The following is a 20,305-nucleotide window of genomic DNA, read 5'->3' as shown; positions in this document are numbered from 1 at the left end:
CCTAAACTGTTTAGGCCATCAGCAGTTTTTGCTCTGCTTAAGCTATATACAGTTGGAGGTGGGTGTCAATCGCCCGCCGAGCACCGCCTACCGGGAGGACCGCCGTGGCTCGATCCGCCAAACCGACGGAGAAGAAGGAGACCAGGGAGAGGAAGGAGCGCGATCTGCGCGCGGGCATCGCGCTGTTGTGGGGCGAGCAGGAACAGCCCACCCGCGGCCCCAAACCCAGTCTCACCCCCCGCGCCATCGCCGCGGCGGCCGTCGCCCTGGCCGACGCCGAGGGCCTGGACGCCGTCTCCATGAACAAGGTCGCCGCCGAGTTCGGCGTCTCGGCGATGGCTCTGTACCGCTATGTGCCCGGCAAGAGCGAACTCGTCGAGTTGATGGTCGAGGCCGTCGTCGACGGCGGGCCCGACCTCTCGGCCGCGGCCCCCGACTGGCGCGCGCGGCTCACGGAATGGGCCCACCAGTGCTGGGAGGTGTACCGCACCCATCCCTGGCTGCTCGCCGCCACCGCGATGCGCCGTCAGATCATGGGGCCCAACCAACTCGCCTGGCTGGACGCCGCACTCGCCGCCCTGGAACCCACCGGCCTGACCGCGGCCCAACGGCACCAGGTCTTCCTGCTCCTCGTCGGACTGGTGCGCAACCTCGCCCAACAGCTCCTGGACTTCGACGAGGAGCACGACCGGGAGTGGAACCTCCTCACCGGCGAACTGCTCGACCGCCACGCCGACCGCTTCCCCGCGCTGACCAGGGCCACCGCCGAGGGCGCATTCGAACCGACCACCCTCGACCCGCTCGGCTTCGGTCTCGACCGCATCCTCGACGGCGTCCAGGCACTCATCGACCGCGCCGGAGGAACGTCGTCCTGACGCTCACCGGCTCGCCACGCGGTGGGCGGCGCGGCCTGCACCGAGGCGGCGGGACCAGTTCTCGGGTCGGGGGTACCGGTCCGCGACGGGACGCTCGGAGGTGACGGCCCTGTTCTCGTATAGCTACGGCCAGGTGGCGAGTAACGCTGGGTGATCGTGAAGTACACCACCGCCCTACGCCTGGGCACCGCCGAAGCCGAGCAGGTCCTGCGCCGCTTCACCCGCGGCGGCCCCAAGCACCCCACTTACCAGGCGATCGAGGAGCTGGGCCGGGCCGTGCGCACGGCGTTCATCTGCGACTACCTCGCAGACGTCGAACTGCGCCGGGAGATCCACGAGGGCCTTCAGGTCGTGGAGAACTGGAACTCCGCGAACAAGGACCTCTTCTACGGAAAGGACGGCGACCTGGCCGGTCAGGACAAGGAGTCCCAGGAGGTGTCCATGCTCGCGCTCCACCTGCTCCAGTCCGCCCTGGTCTACGTCAACACGCTGCTGATGCAGCAGGTCCTCGCCGATCCGAAGTGGGCCAACCCCCTCACCGACGCGGACCGGCGGGCACTGTCACCGTTGTTCTGGACGCACGTGAACCCTTACGGCCGGTTCGAGCTGGATATGAACCGGCGCCTCGACCTGGACCTGACCGCCCGCGCCGCCGCCGTGCCCGCGCCGCGCACCCCCGAGGGCGAACCGGCTGCCGCGCCGGCGTGACGGGCTGGCTCAGCCGGTGCCGTGGACGACGGTACTGTTCCGCACCATCGTCATCTTGTGGGGGACCGGGCTCCCCCACGACGGAAACTCGGATGCAGGTGCCGCACGGTCACCCCTAGGCTGCGCTCGCCGGGAGGGCGAGGCGCCGTATCGACCGTCAGTGGATAGGAGATGCACGGGGTATGACCAGTCAACTGTTCGCGATCTGCTTCAATGCGACCCGGCCGTCGGGCCTGGCGCGGTTCTGGTCCGGGGTCCTGGGCTGGGAGTTGGCCGACGGTCCGGACGACGACGTCGCGATCCTGCCCCCTGATGCCGCCGGGTTCCGCATTCGATTCCTGCCGAGCCAGGAGCCGAAGATCGGCCAGAACCGGGCGCACTTCGACCTGACGAGCACCTCCCCGGAGTATCAGCGGCAGACGGTGGCCAGGGCGCTGGAATTCGGCGGGAAACACATCGACGTGGGCCAACTCCCGGAAGAGGGGCATGTGGTGCTCGCCGATCCCGACGGCAACGAGTTCTGCGTCATCGAGGCGGGCAACAAGTTCCTCGCCGACACCGGTTCCATCGGAGCGCTGGCCTGCGACGGTACGCAGGAGGTCGGCTACTTCTGGAGCGAGGCGCTGCGGTGGCCGCTGGTCTGGGACCAGGGCCAGGAGACCGCGATCCAATCGCCGAACGGCGGTACGAAGATCACGTGGGGTGGTCCTCCGGTGTCGCCGAAGACGGGCACGAACAGGCTGTACTTCGAGCTGGCGCTCCCCGCCGACGCCGACTGGGAGGCGGAGTTCGACCGCCTGATCTCGCTCGGCGCGACGCGCACTGACACCGGCGAGGGTGACGGCGGCCGGGTGCTGATGCTCGACCCCGACGGCAACGAGTTCTGCGTACAGAGGCCCCGGTAGCGGGGCTGCTGTCGAGTAGGCTGTGTTTCATAGGTGGTCGCTCGTGAAACACCCGGACATCCGGCAGTCCACCTGCGGCGATGGCACGCCTGCCCGATGTCCACCTGTGCTGCCCCGGCCGGGTCGCCCTGCCGGACCGACAGGGGCAAGGTGGCCATTCAGTACCACACCGCCCGCTTCCGCCTCGTGCCCCAACTCGCTAAGGCGCTCAGCGTGTCAACCCCCGCCGTACGCAAGCCGGGCTCGCTCTGGACCGAGCTGCCCCGGCCCGCAACCGCCGGCGCCGAGCCAGTCGGGCACGTCCGCGCCTCGACCGCCCGGCATTCTCTCGACGCACAGCTCGACTCCCTCGCCGAGGCCGGGGTGACCCGTGTCTTCTCGGAGAAGATCTCCACTCGTGCCACCCGGCGCCCCGAGCTGGAGGCCACCGTGAAGCTCGCCGGGGAGATCCGCTCCTCCGGTGTGCACCTCACCATCGTTGTCCACGAGCACAAGCGGCTCGGCCGCGGCATCGAACTGGCCATGCTCGCCGAGGAGCTGAAGGCGGGCGACGTCGCCAAGCGGCTTGTCATCACCACCGGCGCGAAGAAGGGCCAGCACCCCTCGCCCGCCACCGTGATGCGGATGCTCCGCGAGCACGACGAGCAGACAGCGACAGCCTCGCCAGCGTAGCCGAGCTATACGACCGCAGCCCCGAGCGTTACGCAGGGCCACACACCACCTGGCCGTAGCTATACGAGAACAGGGCCGTGACGGCCTCGGTGACCGACCGGGCCGTGGTGGCCCGGCGGCGCCCTGCACGCTACGGGCGTGCGGTGGGCCCGGCCGGCTCCCGTTGGTCGCAGGCATCGAGCAGGGCGGCGAGCTCCCGGGACGGCGGATCGGGACGCACGGCCAGGTAGGTGCGGAGGCTCGGGGCGGGTTCGGCGAAGGGGCGGAAGACGACGCGCGGGGCCGGCTGGATCGCGGCCTGGTGTGCGTAGTAGACCGTCCAGCTCGGCCGGCCGGTGGCGATGGCGGCCATGGTGTCCTGGTCGGTGGTGAAGGCCGGGCCCATGACCGGCTCGAATCCGGCCGCCCGGCAGGCGCCGACGAGGGTGTCGACCAGGTGCGGATTGGTGTCCCTGGGCGCGATGCGCAACGGGAGGTCGGACAGGTCGGCGAGGGCCACGTCCGGCTGGGCGGCCAGCGGGTGCCCGGCAGGCAGCGCCGCGACCAGGACGTCCTGCCAGAGGGGGATGAACTCCAGCCCGGGACCGTGCTCGACGCCGCGGACGAAGGCGGCGTCCAGCTCCCCGTCGCGAACCCGCTGGAGCCGGACGGCCGAGGGTGCACTGATCAGCTCCACCATCAGCCGTGGGGCCCGTTCGCCCAGCGCGGTGAGCAGGTCGTCCAGGCGGGTGCCCAACCCGACGCTGGTGCCGAGCCGCAGCGTCGCCTCCTGCTCGGCCCGCACCGCGGCCATCGCCTCGGTGGCCGCACGCTCGGTGCGCAGGATGGCGTGGGCGTGCGGCAGGAAGGCCCGGCCCGCGGCGGTCAGCGTCACCGTGCGGGTGGTGCGGTGGAACAGTTCCAGCCCGAACTCGCGCTCCAGCCGCCGGATTTGCTGGCTGACCGTCGGCTGCACGATGTGCAGCCGTTCCGCGGCACGTCCGAAGTGCAGCTCTTCGGCCACGGCCATGAAGTAGCGCACCTGACGCAGTTCCACGACCACCCCTCCATTGATCACGATCCTTGATCAGAGTAGGAGCGAACTGCCCCTTGGTCGGCACCGGCCCCTGCGTTGGAATTGCGCACGTCAACGCAGCTCGACCACGACGGCGGCCCCGGCAGCGGGAGTCCGCGGAAGGCAGGGGACGGCCATGGCCCACACGATCGTCAACGGCGCCCGGCTCCACTACGAAGACCACGGCACCGGCCGCCCCCTGGTGTTCCTGCACGGATGGGGCACCAGTGGCCGGGTCTGGGACGCCCAGGCGGCGGACCTGATGAGCGACCATCGGGTCATCACCGTCGACTGGCGGGGCTGCGGCCGCTCCGACCGGCCCACCACCGGCTACACCATCGCCGACATCACCCATGACGTCCTGGAGTTCGTCGACGCCCTCGCACTGGAGCGGCCGGTACTGATCGGATCGTCGATCGCCGGCGCGTTCACCATCGAGGCCGCACTGGCCGCACCCGAGAAGATCGGCGCCATCATCCCCGTCGACGCCGGCGTCCACCACTTCTCCCGAGGAATGCAGGAGCAGATGGACCAGCTCCTGGCGGACCTGCGCGCGGACCGGGCGGGCGCGCTCGCCGACTTCGTCCCGCACTGGTACCGGCCCGGTGCCGGCACCGCCCTGATCGACTGGACGCTACGTCAACTGCTGGACTCGACCTTCCGCATCGACGAACTCATCACCGACCAGGCCGGCTACGACCCGCGCGCCCGCCTCGACCAGGTCCGGGTGCCCACCCACTTCCTGCACGGCGAACTGGACACCGAGGTCCCGCTCGACGTCCCCGAGGAGTGCGCAGGCCTGATCCCCGGCGCCCGGCTGACGGTCGTCGAAGGCGCCGGCCACATGTCCCAGCAGGACCAGGCCGCGCGCTTCAACCAGGCGCTCCGCGACGCCCTGCGCTGACACATCGGTCCACCACCCCGCGCCGGAGGAGAACGACCAGGCCCCTCGTCGAGGTCGACGTGCCGCCGGCGTCTCCGGCCAGCTGACGGCGACCGCCGGTGCGCGCGGCCGGCATCAGGTCACCGCACAGCTCGATCTCGTCCATGGCCAGGGGCGCATGCGTCGTCGTCCATAAGGTGGACAAGGGACTCCGAGAGCCGACCGCCCCCGCGGCGGACTACTGACGGGTAGTCTCATCGTGCACCGCGCCGGGCGGGGGAGAGGCGCCTCGCTCCGGACAGCAGCGGGCGAGCAACGACCAACGAGGCGGGGGCACTCCATGGCAGATCACGACCTGACCGGCTTCGACCGTGACACCTTCACCCACGACGGCGCCACCCGCCGGATCCTGCGGCGCGGCACCGGGCCCGCGGTGATCGTGCTGGCCGAGATCCCGGGCATCACGCCCAAGGTCCTCGAGTTCGCGGAACGGGTCGCCGCCCTCGGCTGCACCGCCGTGCTCCCGGTCCTCTTCGGCACGCCCGGGCGCGACCCCCACCCGTCGGCCCACGGCCGGCTGAAGTCCCGGCTCTACATGGCCTCGTCGCTGTGGAAGGTGTGCGTGAGCCGGGAGTTCACCCTGCTGGCCACCGGGAAGTCCTCCCCCGTGGTGACCTGGCTGCGGGCGCTGGCCGCGGACGAGCACCGGCGCTGCGGCGGCCCGGGCGTCGGGGCCGTCGGCATGTGTGTCACCGGCGGCTTCGCCCTGGCCATGGCCGCCGATGAGCGCCTCCTCGTCCCCGTCCTGTCCCAGCCGTCGCTGCCGGTGCCGCTCACCAAGCGCCGGGCCGCCACCATCGACATTTCCGCCGCGGACCTCGCCACCGTCCGCGGCCGCTGCGAGCGCGAGGGCCTTCGCGTCACCGGGCTGCGGTTCCGCGGGGACCGGCTGGTGCCGGGCGACCGGTTCGCCTTTCTGCGCCGCGAACTCGGCGAGGCCTTCACCGCCGTCGAACTGGACGACTCGTTCGCCAACCCCGACGCCGTGACGCCGGTGCATTCCGTGCTGACCGAGCACCTCGTCGACGAGGCCGGCCAACCGACCCGCGGGGCCCTGGACGCGGTGCTCGACCTGCTCCGCACCCGCTTGGTGGAGCAGCGCCCCGACCGGGCCGAGGACGCGCCGAGCACTCCGGCAGAGGCGTGATCCGAGGGGCCGGTTGATCCTGGAGTGATGGGCGTCCGTGTGCGAGAGCTCTTCTCACACCAGAAGGCCTTGCGCTCGGGTAGCCACGACAGAAGGACAAGAAGGACAAGTGGGAGCGCGGTCAGGCGTTGTGGTGACTGCCCGCCCACACGGCGGGGGTCCGCTGTGCCCAGGGAGCGGCCTGTTCCAGCTGTCCGGCGAGACGGAAGAGGACGTCCTCGCGCCCGTATCCCGCGGCGAACTGGATGCCGATGGGGAGTCCGGTGGCAAGGTCGGTCTCCAGGGGGACGGACATGGCGGGCGTGCCCGCGACATTGAACGCGGCGGTGAAGGGCGAGCGGTGGAAGAGTTGCCTGAGCCAGCCGAGACCGTCGGCGCCCTCGGCACCCTCGGCGTACGTGCCCAAGGGGAGCGGCAGTTCGGGCAGGGTCGGGGTGAGCAGCAGGTCGTAGTCGGTGAAGTACTGGCCGATCGCACGCGCGACGCGGTTGCGCATCGCGAGCGCGTGGACGAACTCGGCCCCGCTGACCTGCCGTCCGTAGGCGTAACTGGCCAGCATCTCGGGTTCGACAGTGGTGGAGTCGACGGGTCGCCCGAAGGCCGCGGCGAAGCCGTCGATCCACGTCACCAGATTGGTGCTCCAGAGACGGGCATTGGCCAGGATGAATTCCTCCCAGCCGACGCCGAGGTCGACCTGGACCTCTGCCACCCGGTGCCCCAGTGACTCGGCGAGCCGTGCGGAGCGGAGTGTGGCGTCGACGACGGCGCCGTCGACAGCCCGACCGCCCCAGGGCCGCGTGAGGAGGCCGATCCTCAGGTTGTCCGGGGAGCGGGTGATCTCCTGCGCATAGGGCCGCTCCGGCCGCTGGGCGACATAGGGGTCACCGGCCTCGGGGCCGTGGACGAGGTCCAGCAGCGCGGCGCTGTCGCGTATCGAGCGGCTGAGGACGCCGTGGACGGCGAGCCCGTTGAAGACCTCGTCCGCGTCGGGGCCCATGGAGATCCGACCGCGGGTCGGCTTCAGCCCGAACAGACCGTTGCTGGCGGCGGGGACACGGATGGAGCCCGCCGCGTCGGTGGCATGCGCGATCGGGACGATGCCCGCGGCGACGGCGGCTCCCGAGCCGCCGCTGGAGCCGCCAGGGCTACGGGTCGGGTCCCAGGGGTTACGGGTGGCGCCGTACAGGACGCCTTCCGTGGTGGTGCTGTATGCGAACTCCGGAGTCGCCGTGCGTCCGAGCGTCACCAGCCCGGCGCGACGGAAGCGCGCCATGAGCGATGAGTCGGCCCCGGCGACGTTTCCGGCGGCGATACGGCTGCCCAGCTCCACCCGCTTGCCGGCCATCGCGACGGCGAGGTCCTTGATCAGGAAGGGCACCCCCGCCAGTGGCGTACTACCCGGAGCCGGCGTGTCCTGTGCGGGCCAGGTCTCGACGACGGCGTTGATCTGCGGATTCACCAGGTCGGACGCCAGCTGGGCGGTCGAGGCGAGTTCCGCGGCAGTCACTTGGCCGCGAGCCACCAGGTCGGCCAGGCCGACGCCGTCGTAGCTCACGTACTCGGAGAGCTTCATGTTCGTCCGTTCACGAGAATCGATACCGATCAGCGATACCGATCGGTACCTCAAGAGACCGATCGGTATCGTGTGGGACTGATCGGTACCGTAACATTGCGGCCAGGGCGGTGCACCGCCCCACCGGACCGATGAGGGGTCGTAGGGCGAACATGGACAGGGCCAGCAGACAGAGCAGGGTGGCCACGTTGCCGCCCCGGGAGCGGATCCTCGACGCGGCGGAGGAGCTCTTCTCGCGTGAGGGGATCAAGGCGGTGGGTGTCCAGGCGATCGCCAGCCGGGCCGAGACCACCAAGATGGCGCTGTACCGCCACTTCGCGACCAAGGACGCGCTGGTCGAGGAGTGGCTCCGCATCGTCGCAGCCGACTACACCGCTGTGTTCGACCGGTTGGAGGACGCACACCCCGACGAGCCCCGGGCACAGATCGTGGGGATGGCCCGGTTCATCGCCGACGGACTTCCCGAGATTTCCCACCGGGGCTGTCCGTTCATCAACTCCATCGCGGAACTACCCGACCGCACCCACCCGGCGCGTCGGCTGATCGAAGCCCACAAGGCCGGCCAGGTGCGCCGGCTCGCCGACCTGTGCGCACGGGCCGGGCTGGCCGATCCGGACGAGGCGGCCGCGGAGATCACCTTCGTCCTTGAAGGAGCCCAGGTGAGCGCCCAGAACGGAAGCATCGAGCACGCGGGTGAGCGGCTCATGAGGATCGTCGAGGCCGTCCTGGACCGCCACTCGGCCCCCAAGGCTGCCCTGTGAAGGGGCGCGCCACGGAGTGATCCTGCGCCGTATCCTCACCCGCCCCCCGCACTCCGCGCCGCCACCGGCCGGGTCGCACGCCGGGGAGGGGGCCACGGAGCGGGCAGGGACCTTCTGACGGCCGGATCGTTGAGCTGGCGTGACTGCCATCCCCCGACACCCCTACGACACCGCGGCGACCTGCGACCTCTGCCATGACCGCCGCCCGGCCGCCGCACCCGAGGCGACCGCACAATCGGCGATCACGCCCGGTCGGCGGGCCTTACTGTGCGCGCCGTGCGGCGATGACCGCCCCGGCCGGAGCCACCCCGACCTCCTCGCCGAGGACTTCACCTGGCGGGCGATGACACGGCGGGCGACCCGCCTCGCCGACGACTACGCCGCGGGCCGATGGCTGCCGTACGAGGAGGAGCACCGCTGGGCACACGGCCTCGCCCGGACCTACTGGACCCGCGACGCGGTCGATGCCGCTCTGCACGACCCCGGCTCCTACGTCCGGGCCGGGCGCCTGGTGCGTGTCGTGCAGCCGCTGCCGACCCTCCTCACGATCATCGGCGACGGCGACCGTGCGCTCCGACCGGTCCGGGCGCTCGTCGACGCCCTGGCCCACCCGGGGCCGACGCGTCCGTAGCGGCCGGACGGAGCAACGCGGTCCGCCGGCGTCGACAGCCGTCAATCGACGGAGTTCAGGAAGCCCCGGATCCGGTCGTTGACCATGTCCGCATGGTCGATCTGCGGTCCGTGCCCGGTCTCCGACACGATCTCGGCGCGAGCTCCCGGTACCAGGCGCGGAACGCGTTCCACCTGCCGCTGCGGGTGCACGAGGAGGCTTCGCTTGCCGAGCACCAGGTACAGCGGGGTGCGGATGGTGCGCAGTTCGTCCTCGGACAGCGGCAACGGAGCCGGCCGGCGGATGCGGTAGGCGCGAACGCCCGACCTGATCATGGCGCGGAGCTCCGGCACGACGAGGACCGGCTGCTCCAACCAGGCCGCCAGCCGCGGGCGGAACACCTTGGGCGCGAAGGTCGCGAAGAGGCTGACGAAGATCCAGACGAAGAAGCGCAGCCCCACCTTCTCCAGCCCGCCGGGGTCGAGCGGCGTGACCGAGGCGAGGCGCCCGGGCCTGCGGTGCGCCTGGTTCAGGACGAGCCATCCGCCGTAGGAGGAGCCGACGAGGTGCACGCGGTCGAGGCCGAGCCCGGCGAGCGTCTCGTCCAACCACTGTGCGGCATGGGCGGGTTCGTGGATGGGTGCCCGCTGCACACTGCGCCCGGGATCGCCCGGGGTGTCGATCGCATAGACCGGGCGGTCGGCGCTGAGGGCGGCGGTGTTCGGGTACCACATGGCCGAGCACGAGCCGGCGCCGTGCACCAGGACGACCGGCGTACGGGACCGGGCGGCCGGGTCCGCAGGGCCGTACCGGTAGACGCGCGTGGTGCCGAACGAGGTCTCCACATCCGTCTCGTCGAGCGCGGGCACCCCCAGGGCGTAGACCGCGTCGCAGGCCGCGAAGTAGCGGTCCCGCAAGGCATCGCTCACATAGCGGCCGACCTCGGCCTGAGTTCGGGTCGTGGTGTCGGACACGGCCACCTCCGGGGGGCATCGGGTTTTCGTGATACGAACGTACCATGATGTTGGTACGGCTGTATCATCAAGGTGCCCACCAGGGCTCAGACCAGCGCAGACAACGAGCGGAGTAGCGGCCGATGCCCAAGCGCGTGGACCACGCAGAGCGACGCACACAGATCGCCGAGGCACTCGTCCGGGTCGCGGGGCGGCGCGGGCTGCACGCCGTGGGGATGCGCGACGTGGCCGCGGAGGCCGGCGTGTCACTGCGGCTGGTGCAGTACTACTTCGAGACCAAGGAGAAGTTGCTGCACTACGGGTTGCAGCACCTGACCAGGCGATTCGAGGAACGGGTCGCGGCCCGGGTGCGGGCCGCCGGGGACGCACCGGCGCCGCGCGCGATGATCGAGGCGCTGCTGATGGCCGCGCTGCCGACCGATGAGGAGAGTCGGGTCTTCCACCTCCTCCACACCGCGTACGCGATGCTGGCCGTGACGGACCAGGGGCTCGCAGCGCAGCCCTTCATCAAGGACCCCGATGCCGCCGAGCACACCGTGACCGAACTGCTGCGGCAGGCACGGGACGCGGATCTCGTCGCGCCGGACACCGACCCGCAGGCGGAAGCCGTCGGCCTGCTCGCCATGTCGGCCGGCCTCGGCACCAGCGTCCTGGTCGGCCAGCGCAGCCCGGAGTCCGCGGCCGACGTCCTGGACCACCACCTGGACCGGATCTTCCAGGGCGGGGGGCGCTCCGCACCGGCGCGGCGGACCCGGGAGTCACGTCAACTCCCCTGATTTCGGCTCGTGTTGGGAGGGGTGGGGGACGCCGGATGACGGTGGAGCCGGGCACTAGCCAGGCGTCCCGCCCCGTCCCGCCCTCGGGAGACCGGCTCGGAGTGCGGTACGGCGGGCGGCGAGGGCACTGGTCCGCTTGTGCAGGACGGGGCCGGCCGTGGCCGCCCCGGGGTGGGCGGGCCAGACCTGGATGAGGTACTCCTCGGCCGGGGCGCGGTCGTCCCGGGGGTCGGGCTCGTCGCGGTGCCTGCCCGCCACCCTGATCATGTGGAGCCCCGCCCGCAAGGCGAACGTCGGCGGCTCCGTGAGCGAGGTACCCTCGCCCCCGATCTCCATGGCCTCGTCACGGAGCCAGTGCAGCGGCATGTCCGCGACGTCCTGCCAACCGTCCGTGCACAACGGCGGTGGGCCGTCCCACAGTTCGGCGGTCATCACGACGTGGCCGATCTCGGTGGCGCAGATCACCGCCGCCCCGGAGCCCCCGGGCCGGGCGTCGACGATTCCGGTCGCGGACTCGTCGGCGACGTAGCACTCCAGGCCCTCGTCGACGATGTCGATCTGACCGGCGTCGACGAACAGCTCGGGGTCGGTGACACGGGTGATGAGCTGGGCCACGACGGGTCGATCCTCTCGGACGGAACGGTGCGGGGAGGGCCATTCAACTCCACCCCGCCCGTCAACAGGTGCCGCCCCGTGGGCCGTTGGACGAGTCCGAAGGCGGTGCCGACGGGGATGCCGAAGGGATCGCGCCCCTTACCGGCCCCTCCCCCACGGCCGCCGCGGCGCATCCGTCCGAGCCGTCGCGCACACGGCCCGGACGGGCGGGTCACGCGTCGAGAGGACGCCAGGCCGGGCCGTCTCCGTCCGGGCGGACCTGCCCGAACACCACATCGGCGAAGTGCACGCCGAAGCCGATCGTGTCGGGCTCCTGGAGTTCGGCGACGAGCCGGCGGCGGAAGTCGGCGGAGCGTGCGGAGTCGTGGTCGGGCGCCGCGGACCACTCCGGGTGGTCCACCTGGATCGGCGAGTGCAGGGCGTCGCCGAAGGCGATCAGCCGCCGGCCGCCCGAGGTGATGACGTAGGCGGCGTGACCGGGCGTATGGCCCGGCGTGAGGTGCATCCGCACGCCGGGGAAGACCTCTTCGCCGTCGGACACGGTCCGGACGTACGGTTCCAGCGCGGCGAGGGTCTCCTTGCCGGTGCCGTGCGCTTCGAGGAGGTGGCGCTGGGACCACTCGGGCTCGGCCACCAGGTAGTCGGCGTGCGCGAAGGCGGGGCGGTCGCTGCCCGGGGCCGGATGCCACGCCCAGCCGAGGTGGTCGAGGTGCAGATGGGTGAAGGCCACCGCCTCGATCTCCTCCGGCCCGCGGCCGAGTGCCGCGAGGTTGTCCAGGAGCGCACCGCCGTGGATGGCGCCGTACGCAGCGCCGGGTTCGGCGGGGAGCGACTGGGGCCCGAATCCGGCATCGATCAAGAGCGCGCGAGCGCCGCGCTCCACCAGCAGGCCGCCGATGCCCGCCACGAGGTTGCCGGTTGCGTCGAGGTACTCGGGGTGCGCGGCCCACACCTCGTCGGTGGTGTCCGGCAGCCAGCTCCGCGGTATGAGCTGGACCGCTCCGTCCGGCACGTACGTCACCTTGGTCTCCCCCAGGTGCAGCGAGCGGACGGGCGACGGGCGGCGCAGTCGTTCGCCCTGGTGGAGTGCGGAGTTGGACACGGCGGCTGATCCCTTCGAGAACGACAAGGACTGTCGGTGCCGCCGGTGGGGTCGGGCGACACCGCCACCATAAGCATCAAGCTAGAACTATTCAAGCTTGCAATATTCAGGTTGGGTGCACTTGCTAGGATTGCCGTATGACGAACCCGGGAGCACAGGCCAGCGCGGAGCGACAGCTGTGCGGCCTGGTGAACGGGATGGCCCAGCAGATCGCGGAACACGTGCGCAAGCGCGCGGCCAAGCTCGGCCTCACCGCCCCCCAGGCCACCGCACTGCGGGAGCTGACCGGGCCGATGACCATGCGGGAGCTCGCCGAGCGCATGGGCTGTGAGCCCTCCAACGCGACCTTCGTCGTCGACAAGCTGGAGAATCAGCAGCTGATCGAACGCCGCCCGCACCCCACCGACCGCCGCGCCAAGCAGCTGGCCCTCACCCCGCACGGTGAGGCGCTGCGGGAGCAGCTCCTCGCGCTGCTCAGTACGGACTCCCCCCTGGCGGGCCTGACCTCGGAGCAGCAGCGCACCCTGCACCAGCTGCTGGAACAGGCCGTCGCGTACCACGCGGTCGACTCGTCCGGCGGCCGGCGCAGCACATGACCGCCGTACCGGCATCGCGGCCCGTCAGAACGTGAGCGTCAACCCCCTCCGTTCGGCCTGCTGTTCCGTATAGGACACACCGTGCACCTTCAGCCCGTCCGGATCGAGCAGGGTGATCGAGCCCCCGTCGTCGTCGAGATGGAACCCGTCATGGGCCGGCACCACGATCGTGGCGCCCGCGTCGAGGCTCTCAGCGGGCAGGGACAGCAGGTGCCGCTGCTGGTCGGAGAGGTGCCAGCCGTTCATGTCGACCGCGTCGGCGGAGGTGTTGACCAGCGTGACGGTCTCCTCCTCCTGCGTGGCGGAGACGGGGTTGACCAGAGCGGCGATGATGCGCAGGGTCGCCTCCTCCTCGGCGGCCGCACGCGACACGGCGGGGATGGTGTGACCGGTGGTGTCATCGGTGTGCCACGACTGTGACTGGAATGCCAGGAAGACGGCCACCCACCGGGATTCGGCGGGGAAGTGCACGAGGATGCCGCCGTCCTGCCGGACGCCGTCGTCCTTGCGGAAATTTCCGGAATTCCCCTGGTTCATATGCACGTCGTGCACGCCGTCGGTCGGCCGGAAGCGGAACACCTTGTCGGCCGAGCGTTCGCGGAACCGCTGCCCGAAGAGGTAGAGGGACGCCGTGGGATCGGCGATGGCCCGCTGGACGGAGTGGTCGAGGAGGTCGGCCAGATCGTTGTCCACACCGGGCAACTCCGGCGGCAACGTCCGCATCTGGGAGTGGTCGAAGAGGTTGCCGCGGATGAAGTCCAGGCTGGCGGAGCCCGCCTGCGACCCCAGGGGCGTCCAACCGCTGCCTTCCTGTGGCAGCAGTTGCGTCATCGGGTGCCGGAAGTCGTCCAGCGCCACGTACAGGAGCTCGGAAGGCGCCTGCTGGGACAGGACGTTGATCGCGGCGCGGTAGGAATTGCCGCTGTGGTCGGTGAGGCGGATTTGGTAGTGCGGCGTATCGGCGGCGCCTTCACGCCGTCGCTCGGCCGCTCTGGCCGCCAGTACGCCGTAGTTCTTCAGTGGCATGGTGCTCCCGTCCTCCTCCGGATCAGTGGTCGGTCATGGCCCGGAAACGAGCCAGATCCCGATGTGGTCGAACGGCCCGTCCTGCCGGCAGCGTCGACCAGCCGGGGACCACTGCCGTGCACGGACGTGCGGACCGGGTGGGCTCGGTGGGTTTCCCGAGCGAGGAAGAACCGCAGCCCGGCTTCGTTCTCTGAAGGAACCGCAGCCCGGCTCGCCTCGAAGAGCCGCGGCCCGGCCTCGTCCTCGACCTGCTCTGTTCGGCCGGAACATCGAGGTCCATGCGGCCGAGGCGCTCCGCGGTCGCCTTCCGGTCCTGCGGGGGCTTCCCCTTCACCAGTCTGCTCTCGTCCGTCCGCAGTCGCACCCGTTCCATTCCGGTTCGCCGCGCCGAGTCGTCGGAGATCAGCTCACGGCGCATTTCCGTCCTCGGCCGAAACGGACGGACGGACCGGAAACCAAGACCGGAAACCAAGACGGTTGAACGGACCGAAAATTGAAACGCAAAAGGAGAGTCCTCCGAGCCATCGGGCCGGCGAGGCGGGCCGTCGGACCAGCGGCTGATCGATTCGAGGGGGCCGTCGCACGGTGTTAGCGTGAAGGCATCCACCACATCCACGCCGTATGAGCGCGCACCCGCCTTCCTCGAATTCTGCGCATTCTGCTGAGGAGATGGTGACCATGGCGCGGGCGCCGTTGTTCCACGCGCCCCGGGAGTCGTCGACGGCGGTCGGTCCCTTCAAGGCCAAGGTGGACTGGGACGGCCTGCGCCGAGGGTTGCAGGGAACGCTGCTGCGACCGGGAGACCCCGGGTTCGAGGACGCCCGGAAGCTGTTCAACCCGCTCAACGACAACCATGTTCCGGCCGCGGTGGCCCAGTGCGAGTCCGCGGAGGACGTCCGCGCATGCGTACTGGCGGCCGCGAACCGGGTGTCGCTGGCCGCCCGTAGCGGCGGACACTCCTACGTCGGCTACTCGGCGCCGCACCGCGGTCTCGTCCTCGACCTGCGCCGCATGGCGGACGTGACGGTCCGGGACGACGGCACCGCGACCGTAGGTGCCGGTGCGCCCCTCCGCAGTGTCTACACCGGGCTCAGTCAGGCGAACCGCTGTCTGCCCGGCGGTTCCTGCTTCACCGTCGGCATCTCCGGGGTGACCCTGGGCGGCGGAATCGGTGTGCTGCAACGCGCGTTCGGGCTCACCTGCGACCGCCTCGTCTCCGCCGAGCTCATCACCGCCGACGGGCGCACGCTGACGGCCTCGGCCACCCGCACCCCCGACCTGTTCTGGGCCCTGCGCGGTGGCGGCGGGGGCAACTTCGGGATCGTGACCCGCTTCACCTTCGCGACCGACCCCGCTCCGGCGCTGACCGTGTTCACGCTCGCCTTTCCCACCGGGAAGGCGGCGGAGGTGCTGACGGCGTGGCAGCCGTGGATCACGGCCGCGCCCAAGGAGCTGTGGGCGAACTTCAACATGTCGGGCGGGAGCGTCCCGAGCTGTCGGGTGTCCGGGTGCTTCGTCGGGCCGAGCAGTGCGTGCAGTCCGTTGCTGGACGATCTCGTCGCACGCACCGGCGTCCTACCGAGCCGGCGGACGGTCCAGGACCGGGACTACTTCAATGCCATGCGCTTCTTCGCCGGCCGACCCGACCGGGAGTCGTTCGTCGCGTCGTCGCGGGTACTGAGCGCGCCCGCGTCCGACCCCCGCGCGGTGGTCGCCCTGCTCACCGGCCGCGCCGGCATGTCACTGATCCTCGACCCGCTCGGTGGCGCGGTGGCCGAGGTCGGCGCCCAGCAGACCGCCTTCCCGCACCGGACGGCGTTCGCCACGGCCCAGATCTACGCGACGGCCACGGTGGCGTCCGAAGCGGACGTGACGCGCAGCGTCGGCCAGGTCGTGGCCGGGCTGACCGACCTGGGCATCGGCGGCGGTTACGTGAACTACATCGACCCGGCGCTGCCCGACTGGGCACGGTGCTACTACGGCGCGAACCTGGAGCGGCTGCGCTCCGTCGCGCACGACTACGACCCGAACCGGGTCTTCGACTTCGCACAGAGTCTGTCCCGGGCGTAGGCACGGTCGTCCGCCCAGGGTCGCGCCCGCACGGCGAGCGGCACGAGCGCACGGCACTGGCCGCATTCACTTGTGCCGCATGCACTTGCGCCGAATTCGCTTGTTCGGTTGCCCGACGCCCTTGTAACGTCCGCCACCACACCACCCGCCCTCTCCGCACCGTCGAAGGACCCCTGTGACCGCCTCCACAGACATAAGCACCGACTCGCTGCCGGCCCGCCTGGAGGCGGCCCGGCGTGACTACGCCACCCTGGTCGCACAGGGGCTGTCACTGGACCTGACCCGGGGCAAGCCGTCCGCGCGGCAGCTCGACCTGTCCGCCGGGCTGCTCGCGCTGCCCGGTGACCGCCACACCGCAGTCGACGGCACGGACTGCCGCAACTACGGTGCGCCACAAGGACTGCCGGAGCTCAGGGAGATCTTCAGCGGTCCGCTCCAGGTGCCGGCCGAGCAGTTGACGGCCGCGGGGAACTCCAGTCTGGAGCTGATGCACGACTGTCTGGTGCACGCGCTCCTCGGCACGCTTCCCGGAGCGACGCGCCGGTGGGCGGACGAGGACCGGATCGCCTTCCTGTGTCCCGTCCCCGGCTACGACCGGCATTTCGCGCTGTGCGAGCGGTTCGGCATCGAGATGATCCCGGTGCCGATGACGGCCGAGGGCCCCGACATGGCGGAGGTGGAGCGCCTGGTGCGGGCCGACGCCGGAATCAAGGGCATCTGGTGCGTACCGAAGTACAGCAACCCCGACGGCACCTGCTACAGCGACGAGGTCGTACGGCGACTCGCGGCCCTGCCGGCCGCGGCACCGGACTTCCGCATCTTCTGGGACAACGCGTACGCGGTGCACCACCTGACCGACGACGAAGTCCACGTCGCCGACATCCTCACGGCGTGCGCCGACAGCGGCCACCCCGACCGGGTCTTCGTCTTCGGGTCCACGTCGAAGGTCACCCTGGCCGGCGCGGGCGTGGCGTTCTTCGGTTCCTCGCCGGCCAACCTGCGCTGGTGGCTCGCCTGCAACGCCAAGCGCTCCATCGGCCCCGACAAGATCAACCAACTCCGTCACGCCCTGCTGCTGCGGAACGCCGACGGTGTGCGGGAGCACATGCGCAAGCATCGCGAGCTGCTGCGGCCGAAGTTCGATGCCGCGCACCGTATCCTCACCGAGCACCTCGACGGCACCGGCCTCGCGACCTGGTCCGTCCCGAAGGGCGGCTACTTCATCACCCTCGACGTCCTCGACGGATGCGCCCGCGAGGTGGTGCGTCGAGCGGCCGACGCCGGGATCGCCCTGACACCCGCCGGCGCCACCCACCCCTACGGTGACGACCCCCGGGACCGGACCATCCGGATCGCCCCCAGCTATCCGGACACCACGGAACTCCAGCAGGCCATCGACGGCCTGGCCACCTGTGTGCGGCTGGTCGGCTACGAACACCTGGCCGCCGCACCGGACTGACCGTTCCGCCGGCGACGACGTCCGGGGCTCAGAAGGGGCCCTGGCCTCAGACGCCGGCCCCCGAACGCGTGGAGGGGCGGTAGTGGTTGATCAGACCGGCGTACTGGTCGCCCAGGGCGGGTCGGTGCGCGTCGGGGTGGTCGAGCCTCGGGCGGCGCCCGTGCAGCACGAACGACGTGATGCGGGAAGTCAGGCGGCTGAGCGTGGCGTTCATCGGTCGTCGGTCCTCCGTTCGAAGGTTCGGTACTGCCAGGGTATGCAGCCGACGGTCGGACGCCACATGATCTGAGCCAGATCTGAGGGTCTGAGGGTGTGAGGGCGCGGAAGAAGCGAGAAGAAGACGTAGGGGTCCTTTGGGGGTACGAGCACCGCTCGAGTGGGGGACTTTTCGGGGGCGACTACACCGCGGGCATGACGCCTGAGAAGCAGCCCGATCCGTACCGTCGGTGTCAGTAACGCGCCGCGCCGAACCGGGCTGCGGTGGAGAACGGAAGGGGGAGTCGAAGGTGTCGTCCTTCGAGTACAGCGGCCGCACCGCGGGTGCGGGCGTACGCCGCACGCGATGGGTCACCGCGGGTGTCGCGCTGCTGGCCGCAACGTCCTTATGGGGTACGGGGGTTGCCGTCGCCTCCGCCGAAGGGGGCGCCGGCCGCGCGGGGCCGGCATCGGCGAGTCACCGGGCGCGGGCGCAGTTGCCACGGCCCACCGGGCCCTATGCGGTGGGCACGACGGCCCTCCACCTGGTCGACCCGGGACGGAAGGACCCGTGGCGGCCGGAGCGGACGCGGGAGCTGATGGTGAGCCTGTGGTACCCGGCGAGCCGCGGCCCTGGTGGGGAGGGGCGGGCACCGTACATGGAGCGCCGCGCGGCGACCCACTTCGGCACCGAGCGGGGCATGGCCAACCGCAACTACCAGGTCCCACCGGGCAGTACGGACTGGTCGGCGACGCGCACGCATGCCCGCGAGCACGCGCCGGTCGCACGCGGCGGCCCCCGCCCGGTCGTGCTCTACTCGGCGGGCCTGGGCGACCCGCGCACCTGGAACACCGGCCTGGTCGAGGAGTTGGCGTCGCACGGCTACATCGTGGGGACGGTCGACCACACCTACGAGGCGTCCGAGGTGCAGTTCCCGGGCGAGCGCGTCGCGGAGTCGGTCTTCCCCGACCTCGCCGAACGGCCCGACCGCGACATCAGCCGCCTGCTGCGCACATCGATGCGGGCCAGGGTCGACGACACCCGCTTCGTACTGGACCAGCTCGGGGCGCTCCGCGCGGGACGGGGCACCCAGGCGCACTCCCTTCCGCGCGGCCTGGCGGAGGCCCTGGACCTTCGGCGGGTCGGCATGGTCGGTCACTCCGCGGGCGGATTCACGGCCGCCCAGACCATGCACGACGACCCGCGGATCAAGGCCGGGATCAACATGGACGGCCAGATGGACTTCCCCACCACACCGGACGGCCACGGCAGCGCGCTGAGCACGGTCGCCCGCGACGGTCTGGACCGCCCGTTCCTGCTCATGGGCTCCGACCAGGGCGCCGGTGACAACCAGGCGTCATGGACCGCCTTAGAGAAGAACTCCCGAGGCTGGCACCGCCAGGTGACGCTGAAGGGCGGTGCCCACGGTGCGTACACCGACGCGGCGCCCCTGCTCCCCCAGCTCGCCGACCAGGGCGCGATACCCGCGCAGGTCGTCACGGACGACATCGGGACCGTACGGCCGGACCGTGCCGTGGCGGCGACCCGGGCCTACGTCTCCTCGTTCTTCGACCGCTGGCTGCGCCACCACGACGACCACCTCCTCGACGGACCCTCGCCCCGCTTCCCGGAGATGAAGTACGCCTCCTGAGAAGTCCTCTCCCGAGAAGCCCGCGGGGCCCCTGGCTCCGTCCCTGACTCCGTTCCTGGCTCAGCCGGTGACCGAGCGCCCCGCGGTCTCCTTCACCCAGACCAACAACACAACACCTCAAACAGCCAGCACGCGGCAGCGCGCGCGGTCATGGCCCGATCCCCCGTCACCCACACGTGTGGCGCCGTGCATGGGCACGCACGTGGCGGGGAGTCATGCGGGGCCGACTCGCCGATCGGCGACGGCTCACCACTGGACCTTGGGGGATGGGTTTCCATGCGCCGTACTGTCGCCGCCATGCTCGGAGCCGCCGCGCTCTGTGCCACGATGACCACACCGGGCCAGGCCGTGGCCTCGGAACCCTGTGGTTTCTACAAGACGAGCAGCGACGCCTACTACCGTCACTGCACCACCGACGGTTCGCACGTCGTCATCAAGGTACGGGTCGCCCTGGCCCCCGACTATGACCTCTGCGTAGGCCCCGGTCGTACGTGGTTGGGATCGGCTTCCCGCATCCAGGACGCGCACTACCTGGGACGGACGTGCTGACCATCGCCAGACGGCCAGCCGCAACCGGTGCGGGTCCTGTGCG

The 20,305-nt window shown here is 70.9% G+C and carries 21 protein-coding genes; 14 read left to right on the top strand and 7 right to left on the bottom strand.

What is annotated here, in order from left to right:
- The first annotated feature begins 104 nt into the window (after positions 1–104).
- The 4 genes from AB0C96_RS25510 (at position 105) to AB0C96_RS25495 (ending at position 3,160) form a co-directional block, all read left to right on the top strand.
- Positions 105–875 (top strand): TetR/AcrR family transcriptional regulator, encoded by a 771-nt coding sequence (locus tag AB0C96_RS25510; RefSeq protein WP_362920132.1) that lies wholly within the window; start codon positions 105–107, stop codon positions 873–875.
- 156 nt (positions 876–1,031) lie between these two features.
- Positions 1,032–1,583: a Tn3 family transposase gene (locus AB0C96_RS25505; RefSeq protein WP_362920130.1), complete on the top strand. Its 552-nt coding sequence runs from the start codon at positions 1,032–1,034 to the stop codon at positions 1,581–1,583.
- Between the two features lie 182 nt (positions 1,584–1,765).
- On the top strand, positions 1,766–2,488 hold the full coding sequence (locus tag AB0C96_RS25500; RefSeq protein ID WP_362920128.1) for a VOC family protein: 723 nt from the start codon (positions 1,766–1,768) through the stop codon (positions 2,486–2,488).
- Positions 2,489–2,701: 213 nt separating this feature from the next.
- On the top strand, positions 2,702–3,160 hold the full coding sequence (locus AB0C96_RS25495) for a recombinase family protein (RefSeq protein ID WP_362920127.1): 459 nt from the start codon (positions 2,702–2,704) through the stop codon (positions 3,158–3,160).
- Between the two features lie 130 nt (positions 3,161–3,290).
- Here AB0C96_RS25495 and AB0C96_RS25490 read toward each other — a convergent pair whose 3' ends face one another.
- Positions 3,291–4,196: a LysR substrate-binding domain-containing protein gene (locus AB0C96_RS25490; protein WP_362920125.1), complete on the bottom strand. Its 906-nt coding sequence runs from the start codon at positions 4,194–4,196 to the stop codon at positions 3,291–3,293.
- A gap of 154 nt (positions 4,197–4,350) precedes the next feature.
- On the opposite strand from AB0C96_RS25490, the gene AB0C96_RS25485 reads away from it, so the two are divergent.
- Positions 4,351–5,118 (top strand): alpha/beta fold hydrolase, encoded by a 768-nt coding sequence (locus AB0C96_RS25485; protein ID WP_362920123.1) that lies wholly within the window; start codon positions 4,351–4,353, stop codon positions 5,116–5,118.
- A 319-nt stretch (positions 5,119–5,437) separates the two neighbouring features.
- Positions 5,438–6,304, top strand: a complete 867-nt coding sequence (locus AB0C96_RS25480) for a dienelactone hydrolase family protein (RefSeq protein WP_362920121.1) — start codon at positions 5,438–5,440, stop codon at positions 6,302–6,304.
- 121 nt (positions 6,305–6,425) lie between these two features.
- Here AB0C96_RS25480 and AB0C96_RS25475 read toward each other — a convergent pair whose 3' ends face one another.
- A complete protein-coding gene (locus tag AB0C96_RS25475; RefSeq protein ID WP_362920119.1) occupies positions 6,426–7,877 on the bottom strand; it encodes an amidase in 1,452 nt (483 codons plus the stop codon).
- A 152-nt stretch (positions 7,878–8,029) separates the two neighbouring features.
- On the opposite strand from AB0C96_RS25475, the gene AB0C96_RS25470 reads away from it, so the two are divergent.
- On the top strand, positions 8,030–8,638 hold the full coding sequence (locus AB0C96_RS25470; RefSeq protein ID WP_362920118.1) for a helix-turn-helix domain-containing protein: 609 nt from the start codon (positions 8,030–8,032) through the stop codon (positions 8,636–8,638).
- Between the two features lie 139 nt (positions 8,639–8,777).
- Positions 8,778–9,269 carry a hypothetical protein gene (locus AB0C96_RS25465; RefSeq protein WP_362920116.1) on the top strand — a complete coding sequence of 164 codons (492 nt, stop codon included), beginning with the start codon at positions 8,778–8,780 and terminating at the stop codon, positions 9,267–9,269.
- A 41-nt stretch (positions 9,270–9,310) separates the two neighbouring features.
- On the opposite strand, the gene AB0C96_RS25460 is transcribed toward AB0C96_RS25465, so the two are convergent.
- A complete protein-coding gene (locus tag AB0C96_RS25460; protein WP_362920115.1) occupies positions 9,311–10,228 on the bottom strand; it encodes an alpha/beta fold hydrolase in 918 nt (305 codons plus the stop codon).
- A gap of 116 nt (positions 10,229–10,344) precedes the next feature.
- Between AB0C96_RS25460 and AB0C96_RS25455 the strand changes: the two genes are divergently transcribed.
- Entirely contained in the window at positions 10,345–10,998 is a 654-nt protein-coding gene (locus AB0C96_RS25455) for a TetR/AcrR family transcriptional regulator (RefSeq protein ID WP_362920114.1), read from the top strand.
- A 54-nt stretch (positions 10,999–11,052) separates the two neighbouring features.
- Here the strand turns inward: AB0C96_RS25455 and AB0C96_RS25450 are convergent, their stop codons facing one another.
- A complete protein-coding gene (locus tag AB0C96_RS25450; RefSeq protein ID WP_362920112.1) occupies positions 11,053–11,613 on the bottom strand; it encodes a hypothetical protein in 561 nt (186 codons plus the stop codon).
- Positions 11,614–11,824: 211 nt separating this feature from the next.
- Positions 11,825–12,715 (bottom strand): MBL fold metallo-hydrolase, encoded by an 891-nt coding sequence (locus tag AB0C96_RS25445; protein ID WP_362920110.1) that lies wholly within the window; start codon positions 12,713–12,715, stop codon positions 11,825–11,827.
- A 137-nt stretch (positions 12,716–12,852) separates the two neighbouring features.
- Here AB0C96_RS25445 and AB0C96_RS25440 point away from each other — a divergent pair, with 137 nt between their 5' ends.
- Positions 12,853–13,311, top strand: a complete 459-nt coding sequence (locus AB0C96_RS25440; protein WP_362920109.1) for a MarR family transcriptional regulator — start codon at positions 12,853–12,855, stop codon at positions 13,309–13,311.
- 24 nt (positions 13,312–13,335) lie between these two features.
- Here the strand turns inward: AB0C96_RS25440 and AB0C96_RS25435 are convergent, their stop codons facing one another.
- Positions 13,336–14,337, bottom strand: a complete 1,002-nt coding sequence (locus AB0C96_RS25435; protein WP_362920107.1) for a DUF2278 family protein — start codon at positions 14,335–14,337, stop codon at positions 13,336–13,338.
- 669 nt (positions 14,338–15,006) lie between these two features.
- Here AB0C96_RS25435 and AB0C96_RS25430 point away from each other — a divergent pair.
- Positions 15,007–16,407 (top strand): FAD-binding oxidoreductase, encoded by a 1,401-nt coding sequence (locus tag AB0C96_RS25430; RefSeq protein WP_362920105.1) that lies wholly within the window; start codon positions 15,007–15,009, stop codon positions 16,405–16,407.
- Positions 16,408–16,582: 175 nt separating this feature from the next.
- Positions 16,583–17,866, top strand: coding sequence for an aminotransferase class I/II-fold pyridoxal phosphate-dependent enzyme (locus AB0C96_RS25425; RefSeq protein ID WP_362920103.1), 1,284 nt, complete (start codon positions 16,583–16,585; stop codon positions 17,864–17,866).
- Between the two features lie 46 nt (positions 17,867–17,912).
- Here the strand turns inward: AB0C96_RS25425 and AB0C96_RS25420 are convergent, their stop codons facing one another.
- Positions 17,913–18,080: a hypothetical protein gene (locus AB0C96_RS25420; protein WP_362920101.1), complete on the bottom strand. Its 168-nt coding sequence runs from the start codon at positions 18,078–18,080 to the stop codon at positions 17,913–17,915.
- 292 nt (positions 18,081–18,372) lie between these two features.
- Here AB0C96_RS25420 and AB0C96_RS25415 point away from each other — a divergent pair, with 292 nt between their 5' ends.
- Positions 18,373–19,713 (top strand): esterase, encoded by a 1,341-nt coding sequence (locus AB0C96_RS25415; protein ID WP_362920099.1) that lies wholly within the window; start codon positions 18,373–18,375, stop codon positions 19,711–19,713.
- Positions 19,714–20,010: 297 nt separating this feature from the next.
- Entirely contained in the window at positions 20,011–20,262 is a 252-nt protein-coding gene (locus AB0C96_RS25410; protein WP_362920194.1) for a DUF6355 family natural product biosynthesis protein, read from the top strand.
- Positions 20,263–20,305: the final 43 nt, after the last annotated feature.

This window comes from Streptomyces sp. NPDC048506 (assembly GCF_040651315.1).
In the GTDB taxonomy this organism is placed as follows: domain Bacteria; phylum Actinomycetota; class Actinomycetes; order Streptomycetales; family Streptomycetaceae; genus Streptomyces.
This window is presented reverse-complemented; position numbering and strand designations above follow the sequence as displayed.